The organism is Roseateles sp., from assembly GCF_052436255.1.
In the GTDB taxonomy this organism is placed as follows: domain Bacteria; phylum Pseudomonadota; class Gammaproteobacteria; order Burkholderiales; family Burkholderiaceae_C; genus Pelomonas.
The window spans coordinates 1-2,411 of sequence record NZ_JBQVNP010000281.1; the positions used below are offsets into that span (position 1 = coordinate 1).

Sequence of the window (2,411 nt, forward strand, 5' to 3'; positions counted from 1 at the left end):
GGCCCAGGCCGGTGCCGCCAAAGCGGCGCGTCGCGCCGGCCTCGGCCTGGGCGAAGGGCGTGAACAGGCGCGCGAGCTGGTCGGGCTGCATGCCCAGACCGCTGTCACGCACCCGCAGCACCCAGCCGCCCGCGGCGTCCAGCGTCGCGCTGAGCTTGACCTGGCCGGCGGGCGTGAACTTGACGGCGTTGACCAGCAGCTCGGTGAGCAGCTGCGTCAGCCGCACCGCGTCGCCGCGGCGTGCGCCGGCCCTGCCCAGCAGTTCGGGGGAGGCGATGTCGCAGATCAGCTCCAGCTGCTTGCCCTGGGCGGCGGGCCGCACCGCGTCGAAGGCGCTCGCCAGCAATTGCTCCAGATGCAGCGGATCGTTGGCCAGCTGCATGCGGCCCGCGTCCAGGTCGGCGTAGTCGAGCAGGCCGTCAATCAGCCTGACCAGGGATTCGCCGGCCTTGGCCACCTCTTGCAACCGGCCGCGCTGCTCGGTAGGCAGGCGCCCCTGCAGCAGCAGCCGGGTCAGGCCCAGCACGGTGTTCATCGGTGTCCGGATCTCGTGGCCGATGTTGGCGAGGAAGTCGGACTTGGCCCGAGAGGCGGCTTCGGCGGCGGCGCGCGAGCGCTCCAGCTCGGCGACGCGCGCCTTGATGAGGTCGTCAGCGGTGGCGACGCTGCCCGTGGCGGGCGCCAGCTGCGTCAGGCGGCCGAGCTGGCGCGACAGGCCCCACAGCGCCATGCAAAACATGGCCTGGCACAGCGCCAGGTTGGCGATCAGCGGCCAACCTTCGATCAGCCAGGCCGGCGGCGTGCCGTAGAAGCGCAGCAGGGTCGGCGGCGCCAGCATGATGCCGAGCATCCCGAGCGAGATCCACAGCGCCTCGCGGGCGCGCCAGGTCGTGAACAGCAGCAGGTTGCCGCCCATCGCCCAGGGCGCGAAGCTGCCCAGCGTGTAGAGGCTGGGCCCCGGCCCGGGAGCCAGCGTGAAGACCAGCATGGTCAGGCTGAAGTACAGCGCCAGCAGCGTGACGCCGGCGCGCTGCCAGATGCGCAGGCGCTGCGGCTGGCGCCAGACCAGCGCGGCCAGCGCCGCGAAGGCGGCCGCGATCAGCGGATAGGCGATGCGGTCGCTGGGCTCGATGACGCCGAGCGCCGTCTCGCTACCCCAGGCCAGCAGCGCCGACGCGACGATGACGGTGAACAGCCAGCGCGTGCCGACCAGGCCGAGGACGACGAGGGCCGGTCCCTTCATCTGCGGCCCTTCATGTGCCGCTCTTCAGCGCGAGCGCGGCGGCATCGAAGTCCAGGGCGGCGAGCATGCGGTCCAGGCGCTGCTGCAGCTCGGGCGCCAGGCCGCTGTGCGCGCCATGGGCCTGCCACCAGTCCAGCGCGCGGCTGTCGCTCTGTGCCAGCAGGCGGCGCAGCTCGGCCAGGTCGCCGGGGCCGGCGACGCGCGGCGCGGGGTCGTCCCAGGGCCGGGCCAGGGTCGCCTGGACCTCGGCTTGCAGCAAGCTCAGCCCGGCCTCGACGCGGCCCAGCTGCGTGCCGGCACTGGCCGCATCGGCCACGCTGGCGCTGCGTTCGAGCGCGAGCGCGAGCTGGTGCAACGGCTGGGCGCCCAGCGTTGCGGCCAGGCCCTGCAAGGTGTGGGCGGCACGGCGCAATTCGCTCCAGTTGCCGCTGGCCAACCAGTCGGACCAGCCGCCCAGCCCGGCCGCGTACTGGTCGGCAAAGCCCTGCAGCGTGCGCCGGTAGAGCGCCGTCTGGCCGTCGAACCGGCCCAGGCCCAGCCGCAGGTCCAGCGTCAGGGGCTGGGGCGGTGCAGGCGGCTCGGGCAGCGGGTGATAGCGCTGCAGTTCGCGCACCAGCCGGCTCACGTCCAGCGGCTTGGCGATATGGCCCTGCATGCCGGCGGCCACGCATTGGGCGCGCTCCTCGGCAAGCGCGTGGGCCGTCATGGCCAGCACCGGCAGCGTGTCGAACTGCGGCATCTCGCGCAACCGTCGCGTGGCGCTGAGGCCGTCCAGCACGGGCATCTGCAGGTCCATCAGCACCAGGTCATAGGCGCCGGGGCCGCGCGCCAACAGCCGGTCCAAGCCTTGCTGGCCGTTACAGGCCACATCGACCTGCGCGCCGCGGCTGCTCAGCAGGCGCAGCGCAATTTCCTGGTTGATGGGATGGTCCTCGACCAGCAGCACGCGCAGGCCGGCCAGGGCCGGCGCGTCGACACCGGCGGGGCGCTCCGCGCGCGCGTTGCTCAGCAGGCGGCGCAGCTCCTGGGGCAGCAGCGGTTTGGGGCAGAGGGCGCGGGCGCCGAAGCCGCGCGCCTGCGCCGGCCCTTCGTCGACGCCCGGTGGGCTCAGCACGGCGATGCGCAGGGCGGGGTAGTCACGGCGCAGCTGGGCCAGCAACTCTGCGGC

2 protein-coding genes are annotated in these 2,411 nt (G+C 73.5%); both read right to left on the reverse strand.

Annotation, left to right across the window (positions count from 1 at the left end; all coding sequences use genetic code 11):
* The coding region (locus tag ACT6S0_RS27510; protein WP_444766904.1) for a sensor histidine kinase at positions 1-1,243 on the reverse strand (1,243 nt) is incomplete at its 3' end.
* A 10-nt stretch (positions 1,244-1,253) separates the two neighbouring features.
* On the reverse strand, positions 1,254-2,411 hold a 1,158-nt coding region (locus ACT6S0_RS27515), incomplete at its 5' end, for a response regulator (protein ID WP_444766905.1).